This window comes from [Clostridium] fimetarium (genome assembly GCF_900111235.1).
GTDB lineage: Bacteria > Bacillota > Clostridia > Lachnospirales > Lachnospiraceae > Clostridium_N > Clostridium_N fimetarium.
This window is the reverse complement of sequence record NZ_FOJI01000001.1, coordinates 403,967-428,363: the sequence shown is the minus strand read 5'-3', so window position 1 is coordinate 428,363 and position 24,397 is coordinate 403,967. Positions and strand designations below refer to the sequence as shown.

The following is a 24,397-nucleotide window of genomic DNA, read 5'->3' as shown; positions in this document are numbered from 1 at the left end:
TAAAAAAATAGTGAGCAGTTTAAACTGCTCACCACCTTTATAATAAATTTATTCTTCTTCAGCTACTTTTCTCTTTCTTCTTACCGTTAAAAGAGTTCCACTAGCGCATATCATAACTATCATAATAATATATACATTCGTGGTATCTCCAGTTTTAACACCTGCATTAGTAGCATCGACAGATCCTGTTACAACTTGATCTGTAACTACTGGCTCTGTAACTACTGGTTCTGTAACCTTTACGATAGCATATGTGCTAAAGTGTGTTGTTGTAAAGCTTACTGAACTTGGTGTAAATACTGCGTTCATATCTTCAATTGTTCCATCATCATTGATGAAGAATACCTTGATTTTTTCATTTGATGCTAAAGAACTCATCATTGTCTTGATTGCATCAGATAGACTTACTGTAATTTCTACACTGCCATTAAGTGCAATCTTTTTTGTAATATCATCTTTTTTAACACATGATAAATCAAATGTATTTAATAATTCAATTGTATTTGTAATCTTACTGTTGATTTTTTCTGTAATAGAACTTAATATTTCATTATTTGTAATTCCAGCAATAATTATTTTTGCTTCATAGCTTACTGAGCCTATTGGTGCTATAACTGAAACCTTTTTATCAGTACTCTCAGTTGTGCTTGCTGGATAAAGTAATGCTAACATTGAAGTTTCAATTGCTTTAATCTTTGATTCATTAACTTCTGCCTTTTCTACACTGCTTAATGCGTCATAAGCTGTTCTTAACGCGGTCACAGCTGTTGCATCAGCAACTGTCAATGTCTTTCCTTGAATTGTCGTTATACTGCTGTTAACAGCATTAAGAGCATCTCTTGAAAGTACCTTTACATTAAATGTAGCAGTCATTGTCAAATATTTTACTGTAATTGTCTGAGTGCCAACTTTGCTGTTATCAAATCCTGTAATTCCAGCAACTGGAACTGTTACAAATTCGTTTGTATCATTATCATATACTGCACTAACCTTCATTCCTGTAGTATCAAGACTCTGAGCTGTTAAATAAGTTGTAGTTGTAGGTGCTGTAACTACAATCCCAGTCAATGTCTTAGCTTTAACAGTAACATTTAAAGAAGTTGTTTTTCCACCATAAGTCAATGTTATTGTCTGAGTGCCAACTTTGTTGCTATCAAAACCTGTTACTGTTGCCTGTGTCATATCAACAGTACTAGCATCTGCATTATCATAAGCAAGATTTAAAATTCCACCAGCTAATGATAGTGTTTTACCTTCCAAAACTGTAGTAACTGTTGGATTAGCATTCACGCTGATAGAAGTAAGGCTCTTTGCATTAACTACTATAGCAAATGTAGCAGTTTTTGTTATGCTTCCTTCAATATAAGTTACTGTTACTGTCTGACTTCCAACTGATGCCATATCATAGCCTGTACAATATGATGAAGTCAAATTAATAGTAGCAGAAGTGTTATTATCATAATTGATAGTAATTACACCGCCTGCAGTTGAAAAAGCATTCTTCTCAACATATGCGGTTTTTGTTGGTGCTGTTACAGATATACCGCTTAATTGCTTTGAAGAAACTGTATATTTGTATGTTGTTGTTAAACTACTATTCGTAATTGTAACTGTCTGTTCAACACCATAGTTTGACATTATAGGAGTTGCAGGAGAAATCATTGCGCTAGTAACATCAATTGCAGCACTTGTTGTTCCATTATTATAAGTAACTTTTATCTGTGCTCCACTTAAAGAGAAAGCATCTCCCTCTTTATAATTTGTTTTTGGATATGCAAACATTGCGATAGCAGTTGCTACCTTAGCATTAACTGTAATATTAAATGTATTTGTTACATCTGCAACCGTTACTGTAACTGCCTGTGTACCAACAGCATCTGTATATTTTATCATTGCTGCTGTCACTGGAAGAATTGCTGTTGTGCCATTATCATACACCAAATTAGCTGTTACTCCAGATAAGCCTAATGCCATTCCTTCAGTAACTGACAAACCGGATGTTCCGGCAAGTGTAAAACTTGTTACAACCTTATCATTAACTGTTATTGCATAAGTTGTTGTTTTTCCTGAATATGTTACAGTCACATCTTTGGTACCTGTTGTAGCCATATCTGGTGAAGTTATCATACCAGCTGTCATATCAACTACTTCTGTAGTGCCATTATCATAAGTTACTGTGATCTTGCCCCCAGTAGCACTTACGGTATTGCCCTGTGAATAAACTGTTTTAGTTGGATTTGATGTTACCTTAATTGAAGCTACAGCCTTCTTAGTTACACTAACATTAAAGCTTGTAGTCTTTCCTTCATAGGTAACAGTTACACTCTGCGTTGGTGTTGTGGAAGAATATGATGTTAAATCATAACCAGTACACATTGCTGCAGTCAAATTAACTGTTGAAGTTGAATCATTATTGTAAATAAGATTTATAACGCCGCCTGTTGGATCAATAGCTGTTACTGTTCCCTCAAGATACGATGTCTTTGTTGGTGAAGAAGCAATTGAAATGCTCTTTAAACCAAGACTTATTGAAAATGTTGTTTCAGTTGCTGTATTTCCTACAGCGTCTTTTGCATTCTTAATTGAGTATGAACCATTAGCTGATGCTGTATAAGGATTAGCTGAAGATACATCAGCAACTTTCGTTCCATCCTTATAAACCTCTCCGGTTCCTTTATTAAGGTTTACAGTAACGTTGTTATTATAAGTAGCATTTGTATGAACTGCATCACTACTTGTTAACGCAACAACTGGTGCAGCTGCTAAAATATTTAGATTAGCTGGAACTGAAGTTAAAGGTAATGGATTTGATGCACTTTCTCCAGTATATACAACAGTAGCTCCCGCAGTTGTAAGTTCCATCATAGCATCTGCTGTAATTGTACTCTTAACTTTTAACTGAAATGAATATAAATTTGTTGTTGATTGATTCAAATGATATCTCGCATCAGAAAATGAAAGCTCTACATTATTGTTAATAAAAGCTTCATTATGAACTCCTGATGTTGAATACATCATTGTAAATGATTCTATATTGTTTAATGTTGTATCTGCTGCTGCTCTAACAAATTCGAAATAATTTTGATCGATATTCATTGACAACTTAAACGCATCAATTGTCTTTGCATAATTTGCATAATTTTGCAATGCCACTGTAACGGTGATAGTATCACCCGGTTTTGCTGTTGTTGATGACAATGATGTCACCACTTGTACTTCTGCAGGTGCAGCATTTACAGTCTTATGTGAAACATAAATACCACTAAATACTAATGCAACTGATAGAAGAATTGAAATTAGCTTCTTTTTTCTTAATAATCTGTTCATATATTATTTTTTCCTCCTTATTATTACGCAAAGAATGTGCGTGTACCCTATAACTATTCTTTTTTACACAAAATTAATATGATATATAATGGTTAGTTACCATATATAAGCTTATTTTTTGTGATTTTGCGCTAAACTATCTTATAAGCCTTAACTTATCCTAATTAATTATACGCTAGAAGGATATTATTGTAAATAGAATTTAGTCTTATTTTAAGTGGTTTTAATAGTAATAGTTTGCATTTTCAGCTTTATTATTAGTTAGGTATCAACACATCCATATCCACTCTTCCACCAATTCCAGACACTGTACCATTACTTGTGTATTGCCACATATTCCAGTTACCAAATGGAGATTCTTTTATATCCCAAAATGCAACCCATAATTTATCAGCATTAAGTGTTGGAATATCCAAATTTTCAGCAAAGAAATTAAAGAATGAATATACTCCGGGTGAATAACCATTTTCTTTTAGAGTACTCATAACAATATTACAAAACTCGTTGAGCAAGCTTCTATTTGCTACTATATCAAAACCATGCTTTTCATAATAATCCGTAGCTTCAATATCATAATACACCCCCATTGTTGGGTTTCTTCCAATTAACATTCTAATCAGATGCGCTGCTTCGCTTTTTGCTTCATCTGTCGTCAATGCATAGGAGTATAAATAAACGCCATATGGAATTCCTAGTCTTTCACATTCTTTCATATTGTAAAGCGCCGTACTATCATCTTGTCCTGGTTCTACAGTGCCTGCAATATCATCACCATATCCAATTCTAATGATTGCATAATCTATCCCATCCGCTTTTACTGCTGCCCAGTCAATTGTTCCTTGGTGTGACGATACATCAATGCCTGATTTCGATTGCAATACGCCTTCATTAGAAAAATAATATTTTCTGCCATTGATACTATTCCAACCAGTTTCCTTTACTCCGCTATTGTAATAGTACTTACTATCATTCGTTTCAAACCAACCAGTATACTTTTCAATCAATGTGATTGTTTCATTACATACCGTACATTTTATTACATAATTACCGTCTGCATCTATCTGTGCAACTCCCGGAATATGTCCAGTTGCTTTTGCTGTTACTGCATTATATGTATCTCCACATAAACATGTATACTTAGTAATTTCGTCGTCTGTACATGTACGTTTCTGAATTACTGTCGCCGTATATGAGTGAATAAAATGTGTCGTTTCTCCAAGAATATATCGTTGTACACTTAGAACATCAAAAATATCTACAACATTATTAGAGGTAACATCTGCCGCAACAAAATCATCCCCCGTAAGCACAAGCGTTCCCGAAATATGTCGCTGGATTTGAAGTATATCGAAAATATCAATATTTTTATCATTGGTAACATCTCCCAGCACACGTGAACCATCTTTAAAATTTGCAGCATTTGCATTCAAAGGGACACACAATAATGCAACAATTACGATTACTAAGATATTAATCTTTTTGAAAATATTTTTTTTCATAACCCTCCTGTTCTTACTTTTATTTTTACTCAATCATTCTAACAAAATGTTCCATTTACTATTGTAATAGCTTATCAGAAAAATACAATAGAAATATCAATATTATTTATATTTTTTATTCGCACTATATTTTAACAAAAGGTCATACAGTCGTCCACCTAATGGACGACTGTATGACCTCTTTTAAAAGCTGTAAGTATAACAGCCGAGCGGCAACTATATTGAAATGGTAATCCTGTCGATAATTACTATGACAAATCTACTGCACACTGAGTATTTCTTCTCCTGCTTTTATGGAATCTTTTTTCAGAAGTTTAATTGTTGTAAAATCACTCGTATTCGTAATCGTAACAGGCGTCACCACACGATACCCTAAATCGGTTATTGCCTTAATATCAAAATAACCAATTACATCGCCCTTCTTTAGGACATCACCTTCACGTACTTTAATATCATAGCCTTTTCCGTTTAACTGAACGGTATCTATGCCAATATGAATCAGTATTTCTATATTACCACAACTTAATCCTATGGCATGTTTTGTATCAAAAATTGTTTCCACCTTACAATCACATGGTGCCACAACTTTGCCTTCCGTCGGATCGATTACAAAGCCTTTCCCTAACATTTCTTCGGAAAAAACACCATCTTTGATTTCAGATAGTTCCATTACATTACCACTTAATGGAGCATAGATAATTGTTTCCTGTCCCATTACGATTTCCTGTTTTTCAATCGTTTCCTTATCTGTACTCATTTTTCTTTTAGGTTCAGTAACAACTTTCTCGATAGTAGCATCCTCTGTCTCCAAATAATCTTCCAGATTTGATTTAATAATGGTCACTTTCGGTCCATAAATCACCTGGACACCCGTCCCTTTATGAATAACTCCTGCTGCTCCTGTTGATTTTAAAATGTCCTCTTTTACTTTATTACCGTCAATCACCGTTATTCTTAATCTGGTTGCACAGCAATCAACATCACTGATATTTGCCTTTCCGCCAAGGCCCTGCGTAATGGCTGCTGATAGTTCCTCCGCTTCATTGCCTTTGTTATCTATCGTTGCATTTTTCTTCTTATTATAATCAGCTCGAGTATATAGCTTGGTTTCCTCGCTGTCTTCCTCTCTACCCGGAGTCTTCAAGTTTAATTTTTTAATTAAATAACTAAAGAGGAAATAATATACTGCAAAATAAACAATTCCTACTGGAATGATAAGTAGCCAAGAGGTCTTACTATTTCCCTGTAAAATACCAAACATAAACAGATCAATGAACCCACCTGAAAACGTTAAGCCGACTGCAATATTCAGTGCCTGCGCAATGGCATATGCAAGTCCTGCCAAAATTGCGTTAATTCCAAATAGAAGTGGAGCTACAAAAAGAAACGAAAATTCAAGTGGCTCGGTAATACCAGTCATAATGGAAGTTATTGCTGCTGAAAATAATAGTCCGTATACTGCTTTTTTCTTCTCAGGACGTGCACAGCGATAAATCGCCAATGCGGCGCCCGGCAAACCGAAAATATAAATAATAAATTCACCACTGAAAAATCTGGTTGCTAACGTAGAAAAATGTGTTGTTGTAGGATCAGCCAGTTGTGCGAAGAAGATATTCTGAGCACCAACTACACTATGTCCAGCAATTTCCATTGTTCCTCCGATTGCTGTCTGCCAAAATGGCATATAAAATACATGATGTAGACCAAATGGTATCAATAGTCTCTTAATCATACCATATAAAAATGTTCCAAAAACACCTGAACTTTGTACGACACCACCCAAATTATTGATTCCAACCTGTACCGGTTGCCATATATAAAACATTAAAATTCCTACAAAAAGGAATACTACAGTACTGATAATAGGAACAAATCTAGTTCCCTGGAAAAATGCGAGTGCTGCCGGTAGTTCAATCTTGTAAAACTTGTTATGCAATGCCGCCACACCAAGACCAACAATAATACCACCAAACGCACCCATCTGTAGCGAAACCATACCCAAAACTGTACCTGTGGCTCCAGTTAAAAAGGCTTCTGGCCCACCGTAAATCGTTATCATACCACTGATTGCGGAATGCATAACTAAAAATGCTATCATTGAGGCTAATGCTGCTACTTCTTTTTCTTTCTTAGCCATACCAATCGCAACACCAACTGCAAATATCAGTGGCAGGTTGTCAAATATAACACTACCGCATTTGCTCATAATCGTTAAGATATTGTAAATCATCGTACCCGGTCCCATGATTCCTAATAAGTTATAAGTTGCCAGTGTTGTTTTGTTTGTAAATGAGCTTCCTAGCCCAAGAAGAAGTCCAGCTACCGGCAATACCGCAACCGGCAACATAAAGGAACGTCCAACTCTTTGTAATACACCAAAAATTTTATCTTTCATCTTTTTCCTCCTAAAATATATTTTTTATCTATATAATTCTGCATAATTGCAGATAAGATACTTAATACTACTAAACAAAAAAGACCGCTAGCAGAATTATTGCCTATTATCACAAAAATAAGCATAAATCTGTATGCGGTCTTGCCTCTAAATATGAGTCACAAGCCAAAACATTCACTTTTCTTATATATTCTTACTCATCCCTGCGCATGTGTTCTGCGTGCCATAAGCTGTTATATCCTAATCTTTTCTTTTCATAAGTTTACCCAAATGCGTCATCAGGAAAAACATTTCTGCGTTCGATAACAGATGTCCAAAGTGTCCCTGGATATAACTCTGTATTCTTTTCGCACATAAGAAATCCTTCGGATATTTTTCCTGTATCAGATTACGAATCATTTGCGTAAATTCACTGTCATTCTCCTGCATTATCTGTTTTTTAAAAATCCGTTGTCCTAAAAATTTCAGATGTGTAATAAATCTTCCATAATCCAAAGACTCCTGATCGAGTGTGATTTTATAGTACCTTTCAATGATATCGACAATTCCTTGAATCATCTTTGTAATATTTAACATATCACTCATTCCGGTTTCCAGTTCCGCATTAACAAAGTGTAGTGCAATAAATCCGGCCTCATCTTCTGATAGCTCAACACCCAACTTTTCCTTAACAATGGCAATTGCCAACTCTCCTTGCGCATATTCAGAAGGGTAGAAATTTTTAATTTCCCATAACATCTCATTTTTATATACTAACCCAGTCTTTTTTCTCTCTAATGCAAAACAAATATGATCCGTCAGTGTTATATAGATATTCTGGCTCAGTCTCTTTCCCAAATTCAAATGGGCATTTTCTATGATTTGCGTGCAGACTGTAATATAATCTAAAGGCATATTTTCAACCAGCTGAGTTAAATGATTGATTTGCCTTGGCGTATCCATTCGATATATTTTTTCAACCTTTTCTTTTGGGATGATATCACCTTGGGACTTACTGAAGCCTATGCCAAGTCCTCTTACAATAATTTCTTTATCATCTTCATCTTTCGATATTACAAAGTTATTACTAACAACCCGCACAATCTTATACACAACCGACCTCCTTAGCCGTATCTTTATAACAATAACATATATGTTCCCCTTGAATTACATTCTTAGTAACAAATTTATGTTGTTAAGAAAACACTCCTTATAAGCGATGATATAGTTGGTTGATTTCCCATAGGTAAAAAAAAAGACCTGCATTGCTAATCCATATTGAATGGATTATGTACAATTGAGGTCCTGCCTGTATTACCAGTCGCAGCCATTTATTACTGCTTTTATAATACCATATTATTTTTAATAAAACAATACATAATAATAATTTCGTACATTATAGTTAGTATTCAACGTGTTTATATGTGCAAATCGACGAACTATTTGTGCAATAGCAACCTTTTTACTTCCTAATCTTCCTTGTAAAATTCACCTTTATAAAAATTATCGTTACCGGTTTTTTTCGCCGTCATTCGAAAACATACGCATCCATCCGGGCAGACAAAGTCCTTTACCAGTTTTTCACAACCTCCGATATTCGTAAGATCACCACCACTTCGGACCGCTTCCATTGCAGGGAAAAGGATCATCATTAGCTTAGAACATATTCCCTGACCCTGCTCATTCACTGGGCAGCCATAGGTACAGGTATATTTATCTCCTATTTCTTCCCCATTTCTACAGTAATGCTCTGTATGTTCACCGCGTAAAAAACCTGTTACTTCAATCTCAAATTCATATTCTTCATCATACCATTTTTTCATATCTGCCTCCTATTTTGTAAATGACCCAATTTCGATCAGATTCCCCTCTGGGTCCGCAACATAGCACGTTCTTTGTCCCCAAGATAGCTCCTATCTATCATGATTTTTTTGCATTCCTATTAACATTTCCTTTATTTCTTCTTTTACCTCAATTGGTTCTAAAAGAACGACCTTATCACCAAAAGTAAGTAGCCATGAAATCAAATTATCTTTATCTGTGTAATCAGCGCAAAACAGTAGCTTTTCGTCCTCTATCTCTTCAAAGCAATGCGATCCAAATTCTTCCACGAGTCTCCATTTCATTTCCAGAGCAAATATTGCTTTCACATGAATTTTCCCAGGGAATATCTTTTCTATTGATAAATTTGGAATCGGAACTTCTCGAAGTACAAATCCGTCTTTACTTTTTTTGAGTCCGTCCAGACGATTTAACTTAAAAAGTCTAAAAGCTTCTCTATTATGACACCATCCCCAAACATACCAACTGGACCATTTGAAAATAAGGTAATATGGTTCGATCTTACGAATGCTGTTTCCAGATTGTGAGTAATAATCAAAAGTGATAAGCTTCCTGCTTTCTATGGCTTCTTGTATGAGAGAAATCTTAGGTGCCATTGCATTCTTATACCAAGAAGACAAATCAATTAAAATGGAATCTTTGCCACCAATAAAGTGGGAGGAACCGTGTTTAAGTTTCTCCATAAGTTGTCCATAATAATTACTTCCACTCACACTATCAAGGCTACGCAACCCTGCCATGATCATTTGCATATCCTTAGATGTAAGAAGTGTTCTGTCCATTCGGTAACCATCCATTATCTGGATTCCACCACCATATCCTTGTGCCGTTTGTATTGGAATTCCTGCTTTACAAAGATTTTCTATATCTGTGTTGATTGTCCTTTTAGAAACCTCAAATTTATCTGCAAGTTCAGGGGCTGTAATCTTTTTCTGTTGTAAAAGAACCGAAAGAATCCCGATCAATCTGTCTATCTTCATATGAACTACTGCTTCGTACAGGCTGTTAATGTGCTGAATGCACATATTAGAAACAACAGGTAGATTATGTTTCTCTTTTTTAGCATAGTCGTCTCCTATTAAGTCTATATTCTCTGCGGTAATTATTATAAAGAAAATTATATGAAATAAATTTCACAATATCCCTACAACAAATTTATTGAATGTTTCCCTTAAATATTGAGATTTCAAAGCATATATTAAGTTATATTATATAGTAAGTGGAATTTTTTACAACTTTATGTAGCGATAATAATTGTATTTAATTCAGAAATCAGAATATTATAAAATGAAATATTCTATGTTTCCTATAACGAGAAGTACTTTTACATGCTTGCATACTGGTTTTCCTATCATTTTATACCTCGTTTCAGAATATAAGTATCAATAAATAATCCACATACTTTGTCCTTCAATCTGGATTTTTGAATATACACTCCTCAAAAGCTTCCTTCATCTGATTCTGTTTTTCCCTGGCAAGCATAGTCTCATTTTTATTAACTACATAATGATACTTGCCATCTCCATCATCTACTCTGTCTTTTATAGTTACAGTCTTAAAATTCAACGTATCCTCAAAAATAAAATAAGCATCCTCTCGGCCTGTACCAAATGTCTTGGTAGCTGCGATTGAATGCTTATCCATTGATTTATTCTCTATATACCATTCCATACTAACTTTGTTTACATGAAACTGAATGTCTGAATTGTAATACTGACTTCTAACCGCCCTTCTTTGTTGGTACATTAAAGAATATTATGATTTTTTCTAAATTTATTTATTCTAATTATCTTACTCTATTGTTCTGAATTACCTAATTTATAAGTAGATACAACTTCTTTAATTAAAGTTTTAATGTCCTTTGTTTCACTATAGGACGCATCTTTTAATACATTCAATTGCTCAAAAAACTTTTCTTTATCGAACACAATTGGCTTGCCAATGTGAATAAGCTTATTTTTAGTACTCTGTAATCCTTCTTCACTCATAAGAAGTTCTTCAAATAATTTTTCACCAGGACGAAGTCCGGTATATTTTATCTCCATATCTACACCTAAAATGTAACCTGAGAGGCGAATTAAATTCTTTGCTAAATCATCAATTTTAACTGGTTCTCCCATATCTAAAATGAAGATTTCCCCACCATGGGCATAAGCTCCAGCCTGTAGCACTAAGGATGTAGCTTCTGGGATAGTCATGAAATAGCGGATGATATCGGGATGTGTAACCGTTACCGGGCCACCAGCTTCAATCTGTTTTTTGAAAAGTGGTATCACTGAACCGTTACTCCCTAACACATTTCCAAATCTTACTGCCACATAATCTGTTTTTGAACGTTCGTTATATGCTTGTATAATCATTTCACAGATTCTTTTAGTAGCACCCATAACATTGGTTGGATTCACTGCTTTATCAGTAGATATCATAACAAACTTGCTAACACCATATTTATCTGCAATGGCGGCCAAATTCCAAGTTCCTACTACATTATTCTTTATCGCCTCATTCGGACTTACTTCCATCAATGGTACGTGTTTATGGGCTGCTGCATGATAGACAATATCTGGCCTATACTGATTAAATACATCCTCAAGTCGACTTTTATTACGCACAGAGCCAATAAGCGTTTCCACCTTTACTTCTGGATAACTAATAAGCAGTTCTTGTTGAATTTCATAAGCATTATTTTCATAAATATCAAAGATAATCAAACATTTTGGATTGTATTCAACCAATTGACGGCACAACTCGGCTCCGATAGAGCCACCGCCTCCTGTAACCATTACAATCTTGCCTTGAACATATTTCATAATGGAACCTAAGTCGACGTCAATTGAGTCACGGCCAAGTAAATCCAATACGTCTACATTTCGGATAGCGTTAATATCAATTTCTCCATCCACAAGCTGATATATACCAGGAAGAATCTTTAATTCACAATTTGTCTCTTTGCAGATATTTAATATCGCCTTCCGTGTCTCTATCGAAGCGGAGGGAATAGCGAAAATAATCTGGTTAATATTGTAATAACTGACATATTCTTTAATCTGAAATCTGGAACCTACCACCTTAACACCACGAATAGATTTTCCCACTTTATGATTATCATCATCAATGATACAAAGGACCTTTGAATCATCTAAATATTTGCTAGCCGCAATCTCACGCATTATAATATTAGTAGCTTCACCTGCACCGATTATCATAATTCGGTATATTATATTAGTTTGTCTATAATTCTGAATCGTTGTACGAAGTATTCGATACATAAATCTGCTAATTCCTAATAAATAGATCAAGCACATTGCAGACATAGTATAGCAGCTTATTGGAAGCTTAAGGTTAAATTTTGAAGTCATAATAAAATGTACAACTTCTACTACCACACAAGCCTCTACAATCTTATATACTTCTGTGATACTCGCATACTGCCATAAACTATGATACATCCTAAATACCCAGAATATCACTAATGTAACAAATGTATATGGGATTATAAATGATTTAAAGTGATTAATATAAATTGGCTCGATTGCAGAAACGCTCATACTAAATCGCATAATTAGGGAAATAAATACTGCAATATTAATCAATATAATATCTGATATAAAAAGAAATATTCTTCTCACATATAATTGCATTTTATCTTTTTTTGTCATTTTCATAACTTTGATTTTCTCCATCTGTTAGCTTGTTTATATTCAATTAGTATTCAAAAAATATATAGTTTTTACCTGTATACTAAATCAATTAATTACATACTTATTTTCCATGAATTATTAAAATCTTACTACTTTTTGAATTGATTATAGATACTTTTGAATCATAATAATGCTATTATACTACATATATAACTCTATGCAAAATATTTATCTTTTTAAGATATATGTTATATGTATCGATTCAAGCGTACTTATTCATTTCCATCTCATTAATATACTGCCCATATTTCATTCTAACGTCATTTATTTCTTGAACATTAAAAGGCATTAAAACAACTTCAAAATAATTTCTACACCGGCAACATTAATAGTTTCTATTCTTCCACTTCAAATCTAGTAAAAACTGTTGATGCTAATAAACTACATAAAAGCCATAGAATAATTGTCATCCACATCCAAAAATCAAACTTAAACTTAAAAAAGATAATAATGATCATTCCTGCGATCGATCCAATTTTTCTCCCCCCTAGACTTTAATCCGCTAAAATTTACTATTTTCATATCTGAATAAAAATTCCACATTTCTCTTCTATTATTTTATCCTTTGAAAACAACTTTAAACTATCTTGTAAATAATCTACATCTTGGTTCTAATAGCACATTTCTCTTTCATCAAAATTACGGATACATCACATACCGGAACCGTTGATTGCATTTTCCCTATTGTAATCACAATTTCTTGGCTTGTAACTTCCACAATTTCGCTGAAAGCATATGTCATCCCACCAAAATAAGTTCCCTTGTTCGTATATACTGTACACTTACCGACTGTTGGCTCTTCCGTCCTGACTTCACTATTTCCAATGAAACTATTTAATGAATTATACCATTAATATCACACCAATTAAAGATTTATAATCATTTTATTCAAATTGTGATTTATCAATTAAGCCAAAAATTAGCCCCGTCACATAAAACGGGGCTAAACTATCTATTGCGCCTGATACAACACCGTACCATGCCATATAATCTGGGAAATCTCTTTTGGATTGACTAAAGATGGAAGTACCCAGGAGAATGAGTAATTTCCAGTATATATATTTCCGCCACCACCGCCATTTCCAGCACTTACTACATTTCCATTCTTCATAATAATCTGTGGGGAAAACTGTCTGCTTATCCCGAACATTTTCATATCCGCTGGTATCTGCTGCATGCTCCCATCTATTGTCAGTTTCATACTGTCTAGTTTTAGTGTATGAACTTTGAAAGCTGTCTGATTGTTTTCACTTGTAACAACCAATTCTGGTTGAATACTGATTTCATTTATAGCTGTCTGGTCTTTTTGCGCTAAATCTACATCAAAGGAAAGTTCTGCATCGCTTGTGATTACTCGTTCATCACCTGGATTCTCAAGCTTTTTGAGTCTCAGATTCTGTATATAATCATCTGTTGTATCAATATAGATTCCATCATTGGTGCGCGAATACTTCCGGTCAACATTTACATTATACGTAAACTGAATTCTACCATCTGAAAGAACCTTTTTCTCATAACAAACAGTACTTCCCGTAATTATATTCTGAAACGTCATCTTGGAAAGTGCTTCCCTTGCTTGGTCACTGTCACATACCACAGTCATATAGAAAGTCTGTGTATTGTTATATCCATTAATCTTATGATAACCAAAATTATCAATATAGCATCCTGAATACCTGTCTGAAAAATAAATTTTATTATTACCTGGAAGCAACTCATAACCAATACCTTCATACTTCTTGGCGTTATCTTCTACAACAAATGCGCTTTCATCTGCTGGTGTTCCGCTCTCCAATAAAACAGAAACATTGTCTGCGGTAAATCCAATATCAGAAAACACTTCAAAATCAGCACCAAATTTACTGACCTGGAAGGACAACTTCTTGCCAGATAAATCAATTTCATTATTCGAATATACCAGCTCATACTGCATGCATGAAGGATCGCCCCCATCTCCTACCATTTGTATACGACAATTTTTTCCAGTGGGTTGATTTTGCTCAACATAAAGTATATTTTGAGTTGTTTTTCCTTCTGTTACGTACGCTACATATGGTTCGCCATCAATAGCAACACTGATGTTATCAAATCTACTTCTTGCAAGAACTGCGACTTTATTCTCTGTCTCATCAAATAATGCAGATCCATCAGCGGTCTTAACATACAGCCCAATATAGACGGTGTGATCTTCCGCTTTATATGAGGTACACTCAATACTGATGTCCTTATTAGACACCGTTGTCCCTACCGTTTCTAATGTAACACCGTTATCTGCAGATCCTGAAAGGTGATCCATTGACTTTGCTGTATTAAGTGATTCATAATTATTATTTTTTGTTCTCTGCACATAATTATAACCAAATACGGTTCCTACCGATAAGACTGTAATTGTTGCCGCCGCCACTACAACCCGTATTGACATTTTACTCTTTTTCTTCTTCATGTTTTTCCCCTTTTCCTGTTCCATCTGGTCTACTCTGGACAACGTACTCTCTATCCAGCTGTCTTTCGTATGGATGCGGTCTAGATCTCGTTTTATATTCATTTCACAAATCCTCCTGTATGCTAACTTTTATAAAGATGTAACGATATGAACTGTCTGAGCCTTTTTTATATTTCTTTTCAGCAGTTCTCTACCCCTGACAAGCTGAGTTTTCACAGTGTTCTCTGAAAGTTTCAATTCTGTAGCCATTTCTGATATTTTCTTATCCTCATAATAATGACAATACAAGATTCTACGGTACTTAAATGGCAGCTTCATCAGGTATGGAATTACACTATCATCCTGCTCCTGCGTCATTTCTGTATTATTATCAGGAAACTCATCGGTCAGTATAATTCTTCTTTTCCAAAACTGCCTGTACCAATCCGTACAATCATTAACAGCAACTCGTATCAACCACGCCCTGATATGGGCTTCACTTTCAAAGTCGATATCACTTTGATATAATTTAAGAAATACATTTTGAAAACAGTCTTGTGCATCTGTTTGATTTCCACAGTGAACAATGCATACCCTTGTTACTGTATCTGCATATTTTTTTAGAACCTGTTCAAATGACATCCCTGCATAATCTGCTTTCACTTATGCCTCCTCCTCGCATATATACAGATTTTCACTGTATATAATGTTGCATATTAATTTTAATAATCAAACTCAAAATAGTATGAATAGTCTCCGGATTTTCTACTCTACATGAATTACGATACAAACATCGAAAAAAGTTTCATTTTTTTAAATACTACATAAAAAAGCCATAAACCCATCAGAGTTTATGGCTATATTATTTAATAATTCTCCCCCCGGATAAAAATATTGTAATATAATATTTAAATTTTAGTAAATTATACCATTAACATCGCACCAATTAAAGATTTTAAAAATATTACTTTACCATTTTCTTAATTTCTTCCGCATTTTTATTTTATATTAGACCTATCTGGTGCCTGATGAAATGCTTTTTTGATAGAACCTGCTACTTCTCTTAATACTTCCTCCAGATTATTGTATTCCTTGTAATGCTCATACATGGAATTTACATAGATTGTTGGAGTCTTCTTTGTACTTTTCTCATCTATTGGAACAATATTAAGTCCATCATATATTGTCACCTTTCCTTTTTAAAAATGGGTACAAAAAAAGCCAGTTGTTAGCTGGCTAAATTTATTACTTTACTAAGATTTAAAATTGTAAATGAAAAAATAAAAAACTGTATAATATTATATCGTATAAGAAATCTTTTTAAATAAATTATTTCCGATTACCCTTTTCTTTTCTGTAAACTTGCAGTTTAGTTCTCTGCTCTCAATAAACTCTTTTGTTACATTGACAAGTAATTGTTTTTGTTCTAACTCAACCAAATAATAGGCTGACATATCATTTAACGAGTCTGCTACCTGCAAGACACCTGGTTGAACTATAAAATCGACAATATTTTCAGCCAAACTCAACTTCCTACTTCGTATCAGTGGATATATAATGGTTGCCTTTGGATATTTAGATCTTACGATAGCATCGTATCTGGAACGACATTTACCGGGTTTTCCATAATCATCAATATTAATAGATTCTTTTATCACAGTATTCAATAGCGTTTCTCCGTCATCTAACATGTAATCAATACTCACTCCAAATAACTTGGATATACTTTGCAGATTTCCAATATCAGGCATCCCTCTGTCTGATTCCCATTTGGTAATCGCTTGTCTGGAAACGCATAATTTTTCTGCCAACTGTTCCTGTGACAATCCAGCCTTCTTTCTACTTTCTTTTAATTTTTCTCCTATACTCATTTTATTACCTCCTTGTTTGATGTATGAGACTATTATAAGAATTAGCACCCATAAAAACAAGAAATGATAGGTTACATTGATGATACGATGCGTGGCAAAGTGATATTTAACTTGAAAATAGTAAGTCTTCCGCAAATTCCAAAATACTTTTATTCATCATAGTCTTTATTTACTCAACAATACTATAGTATTGATAAGGTAAAAGCATGAACAGTTAAGTTTGTTCGCTACAGTATTTCAGTGGATAACTAGTTCAAAACCGCAATATTGATGAGAAAAAGAAATATAATTTTCTCTATTTTTCACAAAAATCAATTGAACTTACTTGCTATTAAACAAGGGGTTCTGAACAGTTACAAAAATTTTATATTGTTCTATTATAAATTGCTTCAACTTTTGTTTTATGAGTTCCCATAATCACAATTGCTGATATAAATGTAATACCCATAAAGATTAGAAGTACAATTCTATCATTAATCCAATTTACCATAACTCCTGAAAGTAGCTCACCTAACAAAATACCACTTGTTTCCAAGAAACGAAATGCTCCATTGTAGCGCCCCTTTTTTTGATTTGGAACATAACTCTGTGTGGATGATACTCGAATATTAGCTGAAATCACACCACAAAATCCAATCATAAAACACATAGTCATCATTATACGAAGTGGAAAGAATAAGTATATTCCACCTATTATACTAATAATCATGTAAACCAACACCGCTATTTTAAATTTTTTCTGATTCAGAATATTCATTCGATACTGCAACGCACCACCAATCATTCGTCCAAGTAGTGCAAACCCCCATACATACATATATATATATTCTCCAGAAACGTAATTGGCTTTGAAAAATGGAAGTTCTATAACTTTTGAAGCTCCACCTGAAACACTACTAAAAAAGTAATAAACAGCAATGGCCAACAGTCCTTTTTCCTCTTTTAGATACATTATCCCATCTTTTAAGTCTCTGATATAACGCGCTCTAGTAAATACTTCATGTTTTTCTTCTCTGTACTCTACACTAACTTTTTCTCTTTCTTCTCTATACTCTACTCTATCTACTTCTCTAACTTCTTCTACGTATTCTTCTCTGGCTTTGATCTGAGTTTCAGCTACTGCTACTACAAAAAACGATACTGCATTTATCATAAACAAAGGTGCAATACCAATAATGTTGTAAAGGACTGCTGACACAGGAATCATAAACGCCGTTAACGTCTCAATCGTACTTGCAATTGAATAGGCTTTTTGATAATTTCCCTCTTTAATCAGCAAGGGATAAAAGCTGTCATAAGACACCTTATATATACTATCAATTGATCCTAGCAACAAACAGCCTATAATAAGTATCGGATAACTAAAAAAATTATTCCATAGTAAAAGAGCACTCATTCCAAATAACAAGGCTGATGCAAAATCTAACGTATACATGACCTTTCTTCTTGAAAATCTATCAATAAATGGACCTGCAATTACGGGCATAATAATCATTGGAAATGTATAAGCTACCATATAAATAGCAAATAAAAACACTGATTTTGTATAGTCAAGAACTAACAGCCCCAACGCAAAGCTTATAATCGTGTTACCACACATCGAAATAAAACTACCAATCGATATAATTGTGAAATCTCTAGTCCAAACTGAATTTTTCGTTTTTCTTCTCATATCCTTACTCACAAGTTTTTCTCCCCCTATTTCTGCGATGTGTATTATTATGTTCTATTCACTTTATTCGTTTCTCAATCTCCGATATTGGCAATCTAATATCATCACCATTATGTTGTTTGATTTGTTTCATAAATTCTGTATACTCTTGCTCGGTTACTATTTTCTCATGTAGTAATTCGTCAAATACCCATAATGTTCCGCGAATTTCTACCCCTTCTTCTACTGCTGCTTTGCGTAATCGCTTATCTCCCGTTAGTAATACAAATCCAAGTTTTTTTGCAATTGCTAAAGCCAGTGCATCATAGCTAGAAAGCTGAGGATGTTTTTCCCTAATACCAAATGCATAGAAAAACTCGTCTTCAGTTAATTCTAACGTTAATAATCCATACATTATTAATCGTTTATCTATACCAGGTGGTGAAAGTAACTCGTCTTTTAATGTTTCCTCACTCAAATAAAATTTGTGACTCAGCTTAAATGGGAGTTCTGATGCACCAACAATCTGAAGTCGTCAATCCAGATATTTGTGTCACTGCTTATATACATTTGCTACTCCTCATTATTAAACTTCCTTAGTTCTTCACTAATTTGCTGGTAAGTTACATTGAGTAACTCCGCACCTCTTTGAATGTTTATTTCTTCTTCTGCTATTGCCCTATATACCAACTGTTTAAATAGGTCAGATGATTCTTGCTCAATTCTAGAGGGCTCACTTTTTCTCCATCCACACTGAGATGCCTTGATCATAAAGCTTCGGTATGCATTCTCAGATACAATTTCAAGTTTTTTTGCTCGATATGCTAGACACATCATAGAAATCCCAAATGGCCTCATTGCGAACTTCGTTCGCGTTGGTCTTTTCTAACTATTCAGTTTCTGATTGATTTAAAGAAATTCTGACCTATTCGGTCATTTTTCAAAAAACTCATATACCTCGCAAAGTGCCTAAAACTCAGCATTTCTACTGTCGAATCTTTAGATTCGGCATATTCACCCTCTGTATAGCGCCACAGTTTCGATGTGCCCTAGTCAGGGCAATATGACTATATTTTTCACATGTCACCCTTCTCAAGGGTAAGCTATTTTTCTATGAAGGAGAACAATTTTTTATCCTTCAAAATTCTGCAATTTCAATCTGTCTAGCTTTTATATAGCAGACAGCACGTTAACGGAAACAAATCGCCTTTTTTGTCTGTTGTCTCAAAAGCATCCATAGTTTACCACCCTCTATCCATATCTTCAAATTGGAATTTGTTTAATTCATAACTATTCTCACGATTTACATCTGTTTTTTGAACACAAACATTCCTTCTCCGCCGTCACCGATGAAATCGTCAGGTGTGTCGGCAACAGAATTTTTTTCGTTAATAAATTCAACTATATGAAAGTCACACTTGTTCACATAAAAATGGATGTTACGCCTTTCAAAATAGGGAGTGCAGGTTTCCCATACCTTTGTGTCCGGATAAAGTTTTTCAATAGCTTTCCAAAGTTCAAAGCCGACACCTTTTGTCTGTGTGCCGTATTTCACGTACAACAAATCAAGATGGTTGTACTTTGTTGCTTCATCAATCACCACAACTGCACCGCCCATAAATTCTCCGTCAACAACTGCCTTGTATGCGGCAGACCCTTTTGCATTCAATGAACGGTCAATATCCTTTTCAGGCAGTATCGTACCATCAGTCTTGCCGTAAACATCCTCAAAACCTTTTTGAAAAGCTTCCTGTATGTCCTTTTTGAATTTGGGCATATCTATTTCTGTGATAGGTAAAAGTTCAAAAATCACTTGATTTCTCCTTTAAATTATTATTCCAAATTATTTTTCTACATACTTTTTATCATTCAAAATTCTGCAATTTCAATCTGCCTAGCGTTTATATAGCAGACAGCACGTCTCCACATGCGTCGGGTTCACTATTAGGGAAGTTATTATCTACGTCGTCCTGCCAATTTAGGCACATATCAGATTGCTCTGGTGCCTCACTAGAAAGACGCTCTAGGTTGCTATCATTACCATCCAATAAGTCGTTTTGAGTGCTCATTTTAAACAGCCCCTTCTTCTTATTGAATAATAATTGTTATTAGCTTATTTGCTTATGCAAATTCTTGTATCGCTTCCTTGCATCTGATATTGAAAAATCTGCAAGCCCTTTCAGTACAAAAGTGATTTTGTATGGATCAGATTTCCCATCTTCACCCACCTCACCAATAATAACTTTTTTTACGATACTTTCAAATACAGCACGATCAAATCTATCCATTACCTTAACTTCAGAAATTCGTGCCCTTATTTCCTTCATTCTCTTACCGACATCTTTCTTTGCAGCTTCATTTTCAATCAAAATCTGCTGCTCTTGCTTAGTCTGGCTGATTTTCCGTGTAAATTCATCAAATCTTTCGTCATAAGCCTCTTTTGAAATTTTATCATCAAGCAGCATGTCAGTCAATTTCTTTCGCTTGGTTTCCACTGTTGCCAAGCTCTTATCAACACGTTTTAGTCTCTCACTATTATCTGTACTGGATAACTCAATCTCAATAGATTCTAATACTGACTCTAAGATATCATCAAAATTATCAGCCAATAACTGAAAGGATTCTACGAAAGCATTTTCAAGAATAGATTCATCAATAGCTTTACTATCAGGACAACTAGCCTTTCCCTTATTTGCAGCCGTTCTACATACCCAAACTGGCTTTTTATGTTGTGTATCTTGATGATGTGATCTTCTTGAGAATTTTGTTCCGCAATACGCACATTCACACATGCTGCTAAATGCAAATTTACGCGACTGCTTTTCTCTTGTTCCTTCTATAATACTTGTGTTCTTGCCATATCTACTTTTACGAATTTCTTGAGCCATATTCCACTCTTCCTCAGATACGATTGCTTCATGATGATTTTTAATATAAAACTGATCTTCTTCACCCATATTATCAAGCCTGCGTTTAGTAAGTGGATCTACTGTAAAAGTCTTACCTAGAAGTAAATCTCCTTTGTATTTCTCATTCGAGATAATTCCTCTGATGCCACTGTCAGTCCATTTAACGATACCTTTCTTGTTTTTCTTACCTAATCTGGTCAAATCTTTCGCTATAGTGTAGGCACCATATCCTTGATTATAACGATTGAAAATCCATCGAACAATATCAGCCTCCTCTTCGTTCATGCTAAGTGACTTATCTTCCTGATGATAATCATATCCCAGACAACCATTAAAGCCTAATAATTCACCGCGTTTCATTTTCATCTTAAGTCCCATTTTTGTATTAGCTGATAAAGATTCAACTTCATTCTGTGCCAGTGTGCTCAATAATGCCAATGCCATTTCGCTTTCCATCGAAAGAGTATTAATGTTCTCTTTCTCAAAAATAATCGCCACATTCTTCTCTTTTAGCATACGCACATACTGTAACGTATCAACAAGATTACGTGAAAATCTAGAAATAGATTTTGTTAGAACAACATCTACTAAGCCGTTCATACAGTCATTAATCATATTTAAGAAACCATCTCTTTTTGATGTCTTCGTTCCAGTTATTGCTTCATCTGAATAGATACCAACAAATGCCCAATCCTTATTCTTGGATATTTTATCTGTATAGTATTCCATCTGAGACTGAAAACTCTGTAACTGTTCCTCTCCATCGGTACTTACTCTCACATAGGCTGCAACTCTCTGTCTTTCCAGCGTCAATCCTTTTCCGATAGTATCTCTACGTCTGTTTACCGTACCTTCACTTGCTTTTATTACTTCAACTTCTGCCATATTGACCTCCTCCTCTCTTGAAGTATAGTAAAATCAGAAACCTTTCATATTTGTTTCTGACTTTACTATAATCCAAAAGTTAAATATGAACGAACGTGTGAAAATGCCGATGAATATTTTTCACCGGCATTCTACTATATTATGTATTCATAAAACTGACCACATTATATTCTCTCATAATTCTCTTTTTCACTGCTGTGTACTCGTTTTCACTGAGTAATAACATGCAATAAAGCTTTCCAAGAACAGCTAATTTCTTTGCTAATTCCAATTCTTTTGCCATTTTGTTCACTCCTGACTATCCAGCAGTTCAAGCTGATAGATAAGTGCTATATTAATTTTTTCTATCAATCTCCTATCCGTAATAACTGCAATTTTCTTAATAACCTGCGTACGATCCGCACTGCACAATTGTTCACACATTGCCATTCCTGATTCTCTCAAATTTTCACAGTCATTCTTATCTATAAAGATATGTTCTGGTCTATCAATCTGTCTAAATGATTGTGTCATCGGAATCACAAGAATCACAGGACAGTCTGGAATGAAACGACCACATACAATAGCAGGACGAGAACCAACCATTTTACAATGTTCTGTGTCATCTCCCATATTAATTAGTACAATATCACCTTTTTTAACAGGTTCCATAGCTAATGCTCTTTCAATCGTATTTAGCGCTTTATTGTAATTGTTTCCGCTCCCATCACCGTTGCGGAAGACATTGTTATTTCTTGTTGGTCTAGTTATTTCAGAATAGTCTTCATTAAATTCTCTAATCTTCATTTTCTCTCCAATCTGGTCGGCTAGATTTTTCTAGCCGACCTCCTTTTGATTTACTTAATTATATTAATTACAAATTAATATCTACTTCTATATGCTTCTGTTAACTGAACTTCATAATCATTATCATCCCTATATAAAACAAGTTCATTTCCCTTTTTTACTAGAATGATTGCTCCCAAAGTTATAAGGAATAAGGCAAATTCTTTCGCCTTTTTTTCACTGTTATAAAAGCTTGTCAAACAATCAACAATAATAATATTGCATTTACCAGTACGAATTGATTTAACTAAATTTGCAAGATAATCTCCTTCACCGCTATCGTGTAATTCAACTACCAAGTCAACTTCTAAATCATCAATTCCTGAAACGCATAACATAGTTCCCATTTCTTTTATAAAATTTATACCTTCTGTTTCGGTTCCCTTTGCTCTTATATACATCTGTGCTTTATTCATTTTTCTTAGCCTCCATATTCTCCAATTGTTCAATATATTCTTTAGCCTCATCTTCGGTTGGACAACTAACCAATTTATTACCATTTCCATCAAATACTACCGTCTCACTTTGAAATGTTATGTAGTATGTTTTTTTAGCATCCATCCCCACCATCCCATGGTACATAACAAGGATTACATACATGTTCCATTAAATGAACTGATACTCCTAACGATTCTGCTTTTCTAAGAAATACCTGTAAATCATGCTTATCTGTTGTAATTTCAAATACAGAACGAACTAGCACAACTTTAATGAAATCTTTCTCCATCCATTGAATTAGTTTATCCATTACTGTTCTATCAGCATCAATTCCACTTCCATCATCGTGAACGATATCTACAAGATTAATGGCGTGCTTTTTGCCATAAGCAATCATCTCAGCTCCTATATTCATAAGCTTGTCATCTGACTTTCTGTTTTTCATAAATCCAATTCCTGCATATTCACGCTGACAGTTTATAACATCTATTTGTGTTCTCATTACTATCACCTTTCTTTCTTATAATATAGATTCAATAATGTGCACCTTATCTCCTCACACAAAAGGACTCCATTACAATTGCTGCATTTTTTCTTCAATATCTGTTTATAGGTTCTAAATTGGAATCCACTTGTGTGGGAAGATAAGAAAG

General features: G+C 34.3%; 23 protein-coding genes. All 23 read right to left on the bottom strand.

The window, feature by feature from the left end:
- Positions 1-48 precede the first annotated feature (48 nt).
- Positions 49-3,327 carry a beta strand repeat-containing protein gene (locus BMY18_RS01870; protein ID WP_092449997.1) on the bottom strand — a complete coding sequence of 1,093 codons (3,279 nt, stop codon included), beginning with the start codon at positions 3,325-3,327 and terminating at the stop codon, positions 49-51.
- Positions 3,328-3,584: 257 nt separating this feature from the next.
- Positions 3,585-4,826, bottom strand: coding sequence for a GH25 family lysozyme (locus BMY18_RS01865; RefSeq protein ID WP_092449996.1), 1,242 nt, complete (start codon positions 4,824-4,826; stop codon positions 3,585-3,587).
- A 259-nt stretch (positions 4,827-5,085) separates the two neighbouring features.
- Positions 5,086-7,221: a PTS sugar transporter subunit IIABC gene (locus BMY18_RS01860; RefSeq protein ID WP_092449994.1), complete on the bottom strand. Its 2,136-nt coding sequence runs from the start codon at positions 7,219-7,221 to the stop codon at positions 5,086-5,088.
- A 240-nt stretch (positions 7,222-7,461) separates the two neighbouring features.
- Positions 7,462-8,313, bottom strand: a complete 852-nt coding sequence (gene licT, locus BMY18_RS01855) for a BglG family transcription antiterminator LicT (RefSeq protein WP_092449993.1) — start codon at positions 8,311-8,313, stop codon at positions 7,462-7,464.
- Between the two features lie 356 nt (positions 8,314-8,669).
- The gene (locus tag BMY18_RS01850) at positions 8,670-9,023 is read right to left on the bottom strand and encodes a TIGR04076 family protein (protein ID WP_092449991.1); all 354 of its coding nucleotides are present in this window, start codon (positions 9,021-9,023) and stop codon (positions 8,670-8,672) included.
- 90 nt (positions 9,024-9,113) lie between these two features.
- Positions 9,114-10,022, bottom strand: a complete 909-nt coding sequence (locus BMY18_RS01840; RefSeq protein WP_092449989.1) for a helix-turn-helix transcriptional regulator — start codon at positions 10,020-10,022, stop codon at positions 9,114-9,116.
- Between the two features lie 430 nt (positions 10,023-10,452).
- Positions 10,453-10,788: a hypothetical protein gene (locus BMY18_RS01835; protein ID WP_139197201.1), complete on the bottom strand. Its 336-nt coding sequence runs from the start codon at positions 10,786-10,788 to the stop codon at positions 10,453-10,455.
- Between the two features lie 50 nt (positions 10,789-10,838).
- Positions 10,839-12,707, bottom strand: a complete 1,869-nt coding sequence (locus BMY18_RS01830; RefSeq protein WP_092449985.1) for a polysaccharide biosynthesis protein — start codon at positions 12,705-12,707, stop codon at positions 10,839-10,841.
- Positions 12,708-13,695: 988 nt separating this feature from the next.
- Positions 13,696-15,288 (bottom strand): hypothetical protein, encoded by a 1,593-nt coding sequence (locus BMY18_RS01825; protein WP_092449983.1) that lies wholly within the window; start codon positions 15,286-15,288, stop codon positions 13,696-13,698.
- A 27-nt stretch (positions 15,289-15,315) separates the two neighbouring features.
- On the bottom strand, positions 15,316-15,828 hold the full coding sequence (locus tag BMY18_RS01820; protein ID WP_092449981.1) for an RNA polymerase sigma factor: 513 nt from the start codon (positions 15,826-15,828) through the stop codon (positions 15,316-15,318).
- A gap of 335 nt (positions 15,829-16,163) precedes the next feature.
- Positions 16,164-16,355 carry a hypothetical protein gene (locus BMY18_RS01815; protein ID WP_092449978.1) on the bottom strand — a complete coding sequence of 64 codons (192 nt, stop codon included), beginning with the start codon at positions 16,353-16,355 and terminating at the stop codon, positions 16,164-16,166.
- Between the two features lie 108 nt (positions 16,356-16,463).
- The gene (locus BMY18_RS01810; protein WP_092449977.1) at positions 16,464-17,036 is read right to left on the bottom strand and encodes a helix-turn-helix domain-containing protein; all 573 of its coding nucleotides are present in this window, start codon (positions 17,034-17,036) and stop codon (positions 16,464-16,466) included.
- 364 nt (positions 17,037-17,400) lie between these two features.
- Complete coding sequence (locus BMY18_RS01805; protein WP_092449975.1) at positions 17,401-18,720, bottom strand: MFS transporter; 1,320 nt, start codon at positions 18,718-18,720, stop codon at positions 17,401-17,403.
- A 46-nt stretch (positions 18,721-18,766) separates the two neighbouring features.
- Positions 18,767-19,165 carry a PIN domain-containing protein gene (locus BMY18_RS01800; RefSeq protein WP_092449973.1) on the bottom strand — a complete coding sequence of 133 codons (399 nt, stop codon included), beginning with the start codon at positions 19,163-19,165 and terminating at the stop codon, positions 18,767-18,769.
- Positions 19,166-19,260: 95 nt separating this feature from the next.
- Complete coding sequence (locus BMY18_RS01795) at positions 19,261-19,545, bottom strand: hypothetical protein (protein WP_139197200.1); 285 nt, start codon at positions 19,543-19,545, stop codon at positions 19,261-19,263.
- Positions 19,546-19,990: 445 nt separating this feature from the next.
- Complete coding sequence (locus BMY18_RS01790) at positions 19,991-20,500, bottom strand: GNAT family N-acetyltransferase (RefSeq protein ID WP_092449969.1); 510 nt, start codon at positions 20,498-20,500, stop codon at positions 19,991-19,993.
- An 88-nt stretch (positions 20,501-20,588) separates the two neighbouring features.
- The gene (locus tag BMY18_RS20905; protein ID WP_170841252.1) at positions 20,589-20,756 is read right to left on the bottom strand and encodes a hypothetical protein; all 168 of its coding nucleotides are present in this window, start codon (positions 20,754-20,756) and stop codon (positions 20,589-20,591) included.
- Between the two features lie 39 nt (positions 20,757-20,795).
- Positions 20,796-22,481 (bottom strand): recombinase family protein, encoded by a 1,686-nt coding sequence (locus BMY18_RS01785; RefSeq protein ID WP_092449967.1) that lies wholly within the window; start codon positions 22,479-22,481, stop codon positions 20,796-20,798.
- A 139-nt stretch (positions 22,482-22,620) separates the two neighbouring features.
- Positions 22,621-22,764: a hypothetical protein gene (locus BMY18_RS20900; RefSeq protein ID WP_170841251.1), complete on the bottom strand. Its 144-nt coding sequence runs from the start codon at positions 22,762-22,764 to the stop codon at positions 22,621-22,623.
- A 5-nt stretch (positions 22,765-22,769) separates the two neighbouring features.
- The gene (locus tag BMY18_RS01780; RefSeq protein ID WP_092449965.1) at positions 22,770-23,267 is read right to left on the bottom strand and encodes a type II toxin-antitoxin system PemK/MazF family toxin; all 498 of its coding nucleotides are present in this window, start codon (positions 23,265-23,267) and stop codon (positions 22,770-22,772) included.
- 74 nt (positions 23,268-23,341) lie between these two features.
- On the bottom strand, positions 23,342-23,722 hold the full coding sequence (locus BMY18_RS01775) for a hypothetical protein (protein WP_092449963.1): 381 nt from the start codon (positions 23,720-23,722) through the stop codon (positions 23,342-23,344).
- Entirely contained in the window at positions 23,715-23,867 is a 153-nt protein-coding gene (locus tag BMY18_RS20895) for a hypothetical protein (protein ID WP_170841250.1), read from the bottom strand. Before BMY18_RS20895 ends, BMY18_RS01775 begins: the two co-directional genes overlap by 8 nt.
- Positions 23,857-24,246, bottom strand: coding sequence for a recombinase family protein (locus BMY18_RS01770; protein WP_092449960.1), 390 nt, complete (start codon positions 24,244-24,246; stop codon positions 23,857-23,859). Before BMY18_RS01770 ends, BMY18_RS20895 begins: the two co-directional genes overlap by 11 nt.
- Positions 24,247-24,397: the final 151 nt, after the last annotated feature.

What these genes read in the sequence shown, in the direction of transcription:
- BMY18_RS01835 (WP_139197201.1), bottom strand. Translation starts at nt 10,788, where the DNA reads ATGTACCAACAAAGAAGGGCGGTTAGAAGTCAGTATTACAATTCAGAC.
- BMY18_RS01850 (WP_092449991.1), bottom strand. Translation starts at nt 9,023, where the DNA reads ATGAAAAAATGGTATGATGAAGAATATGAATTTGAGATTGAAGTAACA.
- BMY18_RS01810 (WP_092449977.1), bottom strand. Translation starts at nt 17,036, where the DNA reads ATGAGTATAGGAGAAAAATTAAAAGAAAGTAGAAAGAAGGCTGGATTG.
- BMY18_RS01775 (WP_092449963.1), bottom strand. Translation starts at nt 23,722, where the DNA reads ATGAATAAAGCACAGATGTATATAAGAGCAAAGGGAACCGAAACAGAA.
- BMY18_RS01825 (WP_092449983.1), bottom strand. Translation starts at nt 15,288, where the DNA reads ATGAATATAAAACGAGATCTAGACCGCATCCATACGAAAGACAGCTGG.
- BMY18_RS01780 (WP_092449965.1), bottom strand. Translation starts at nt 23,267, where the DNA reads ATGAAGATTAGAGAATTTAATGAAGACTATTCTGAAATAACTAGACCA.
- BMY18_RS01860 (WP_092449994.1), bottom strand. Translation starts at nt 7,221, where the DNA reads ATGAAAGATAAAATTTTTGGTGTATTACAAAGAGTTGGACGTTCCTTT.
- BMY18_RS01865 (WP_092449996.1), bottom strand. Translation starts at nt 4,826, where the DNA reads ATGAAAAAAAATATTTTCAAAAAGATTAATATCTTAGTAATCGTAATT.
- BMY18_RS20905 (WP_170841252.1), bottom strand. Translation starts at nt 20,756, where the DNA reads ATGAGCACTCAAAACGACTTATTGGATGGTAATGATAGCAACCTAGAG.
- BMY18_RS01770 (WP_092449960.1), bottom strand. Translation starts at nt 24,246, where the DNA reads ATGAGAACACAAATAGATGTTATAAACTGTCAGCGTGAATATGCAGGA.
- BMY18_RS01830 (WP_092449985.1), bottom strand. Translation starts at nt 12,707, where the DNA reads ATGAAAATGACAAAAAAAGATAAAATGCAATTATATGTGAGAAGAATA.
- BMY18_RS20900 (WP_170841251.1), bottom strand. Translation starts at nt 22,764, where the DNA reads ATGGCAAAAGAATTGGAATTAGCAAAGAAATTAGCTGTTCTTGGAAAG.
- BMY18_RS01795 (WP_139197200.1), bottom strand. Translation starts at nt 19,545, where the DNA reads ATGAGGCCATTTGGGATTTCTATGATGTGTCTAGCATATCGAGCAAAA.
- BMY18_RS01840 (WP_092449989.1), bottom strand. Translation starts at nt 10,022, where the DNA reads ATGAAGATAGACAGATTGATCGGGATTCTTTCGGTTCTTTTACAACAG.
- BMY18_RS01870 (WP_092449997.1), bottom strand. Translation starts at nt 3,327, where the DNA reads ATGAACAGATTATTAAGAAAAAAGAAGCTAATTTCAATTCTTCTATCA.
- BMY18_RS20895 (WP_170841250.1), bottom strand. Translation starts at nt 23,867, where the DNA reads ATGGATGCTAAAAAAACATACTACATAACATTTCAAAGTGAGACGGTA.
- BMY18_RS01785 (WP_092449967.1), bottom strand. Translation starts at nt 22,481, where the DNA reads ATGGCAGAAGTTGAAGTAATAAAAGCAAGTGAAGGTACGGTAAACAGA.